Origin of the sequence: Bradyrhizobium sp. BR13661 (assembly GCF_029892425.1) — a bacterium.
In the GTDB taxonomy this organism is placed as follows: Bacteria; Pseudomonadota; Alphaproteobacteria; order Rhizobiales; family Xanthobacteraceae; genus Bradyrhizobium.
Genome location: NZ_JARXWB010000077.1, coordinates 1 through 2,486, shown reverse-complemented (window position 1 = coordinate 2,486; position 2,486 = coordinate 1). Strand labels below are relative to the sequence as shown.

Annotated in this window: 1 protein-coding gene; it reads left to right on the top strand. The window is 59.7% G+C overall.

The genetic code is table 11. The features are described from left to right. The first annotated feature begins 390 nt into the window (after window positions 1-390). Entirely contained in the window at window positions 391-2,478 is a 2,088-nt protein-coding gene (locus M2427_RS41960) for a recombinase family protein (protein WP_280712556.1), read from the top strand. The last annotated feature ends 8 nt before the right edge of the window (window positions 2,479-2,486 follow it).

Genomic DNA, 2,486 nt, shown 5'->3' with positions numbered 1-2,486 from the left:
AGCGAGGGGATTGAGGAATGTCCCTAATAGTGAATCTGACGAATCATTTCCGGAGGTGGTCGAAGTTCGAGACCCCCACCATCCTCTGTACAGCCGCTCATTTCGAGTGATCAGGAAGATCGGCCAGCGAGGCCGAAGCATTCCCGCTTCGTATGAAGTTGAGTTTCGCACGGGAAGCAGTCTCCTAATTCAGGCAACCGCAATCGAATATTATGGACAAGAAGCAAATCAGATTAAGCTGAGTATGGAGGCTCTACTCGAGCTTCTATCGACAGCGGATTGTTCCGACGCACATGAGCATGGATCCAGCCGATCTTTGGTCGACGCTGACGCCCGCGCTCCGACGCCAGATCGTCGAAGACGTCGCCGCGATTTTGGCGGAGATCCCTCATGAAGTCCGAGCTGGTCACACCAAGCCACTTGGCGCGCAAAGCCGTCGTCTACATCCGGCAGTCGACGCCCCACCAGGTTGTAAGCAATCAGGAGAGCCTGCGCCTTCAATACGCGCTTCGCAAGCGCGCACGCGAACTCGGATGGCGTGAGGCGGCCATCGACGTGATTGATGCCGATCTCGGGTTGAGCGGTGCGTCTACAGCGCATCGTAATGGCTTCAAAGAACTCGTTGGCCGTGTTGGCCTGAGTGAAGTGGGGCTCATCTTGTCGATCGACGTGACTCGCTTGGCGCGTAATTGTACCGACTGGTATCCGCTCCTGGATATCTGTGGTCTGCGTGGCTGTCTGATCGCCGACCGCGATGGTGTCTATGATCCGGGCACTCCCAACGGACGGTTGCTTCTCGGGCTGAAAGGCTCGATCTCCGAGCTTGAGCTACATACGATCCGCAGCCGGCTGACTGCCGGCCTGCTGGCTAAAGCCGAACGCGGCGAACTTGCGGTTATGCTGCCAATCGGGCTGATGCGGGACCCGAGCGGCGTGGTCGTTAAGGATCCCGATATGGCCGTGCAAGGGCGGCTCGGTCTCGTCTTCCAGCTGTTCCTGCAACTGCGCAGCGTTGCCAAGGTCATGCGGGCGTTGAACGAACGTGACCTGGAACTGCCACGTCGTGATCGGCATGGCGATTTGTGCTGGACGCGCGCGACGCTGGCTGCGGTGGCGGCCGTCTTGAAGAACCCCGCATACGCGGGCGCCTTCGTCTATGGACGAACCCGCTTCCAGCCGCCGAAGCGGGAGGGCGCCCTGCCGCAAAAGGCTCCGCGGCCGATGGAAGAGTGGCGGATCGTCGTCAAAGATCGATATCCAGCCTATATCGACTGGCCGATTTATGAAAAAATCCGAGCTGTCATCAGAGATAACCGAGCCGAATACATGCGCATCAAAACCCGAGGCGCGCCTCGCAATGGCGAGCTTCTGCTCCACGGCATCGCCTGGTGCGCACGATGTGGCCATAAAATGTACGTCCGCTACAAGGGCGGCGGCGAGTATGTATGCAATCACCTGCGCACCCAAGAGGGTCAGCCAACCTGCCAACACATCCGCGCCAACCGTATCGATGAGGCCGTTGGCGAGGCATTCCTAACCGCCCTAGCGCCAGCCGAACTCGATGCTTTGTCGCACTCCCGCCGAGTCCAGCAGCAGATGAACAATGCGTTGCGCTCCAGCGCAGAACGAGAGCTCGAGCGCAAGCGGTACACGGCCGCACTCGCCGAACGGCAGTTCAACCGAGCTGATCCAGACAATCGGCTGGTCGCCTCGGAACTCGAGCGCCGATGGGAAGCGGCGCTAAACGACGTGCGCGCCGCCGAAGAGGCGCTTGCCAGACAGACGCCCTCCAAAGCCATCACACAAGTGGCCATAAGCAAGGAGCTCGACAACAAGGTCATCAGCCTCACCGGCCGCTTGCCGCAGATATGGGCTGACGAGGCTATTTCGGATGCGCATCGCAAGGCGTTGTTGCGATGCCTCATCGAAAAGGTCGTGCTCGACCGTGGTGAGCACGACCTGGCCCTGGCCAGGATCGTCTGGCGTGGCGGCGCCGTGACGGAGCTCGAAGTGAAGATGACCGTCAGCTCCGTCACCAGATTGACGCGAGGCACAGAGATGCGGGAGCGCCTGCTGGCGCTTGCCCGCGACGGCGTCCCAGACGACGAGATCGCCGCAATCCTTACTCAGGAAGGCCACCGCTCTCCTCATTGCCCCGATAAGGTGCTGCCCATCACCGTTGGGCGGCTCCGTCGTGCCGCTGCCATCAAGGTAACTACCCAGCGCAACCGATGGGAGCATGAAGCCTCACTCCTCAGCCCGCCCGAACTGGCCCGAACGCTCAAGATCCCGGTGAACTGGCTCTATGTGCAGATCCGAAGTAAGCGTTTGCTGATTGATCGCCAGCCAAGCGGCGCCTATCTCTTCTCAAACACACCATCTGTTCTTGGCGCTGTCCGAGACCTTCGAAACCACGTCATTGCGCAACTTGATCTAAGAATCTGTCAGCCTAATAAAGAGGGGCATCAACATGGGTGATCGAGCAG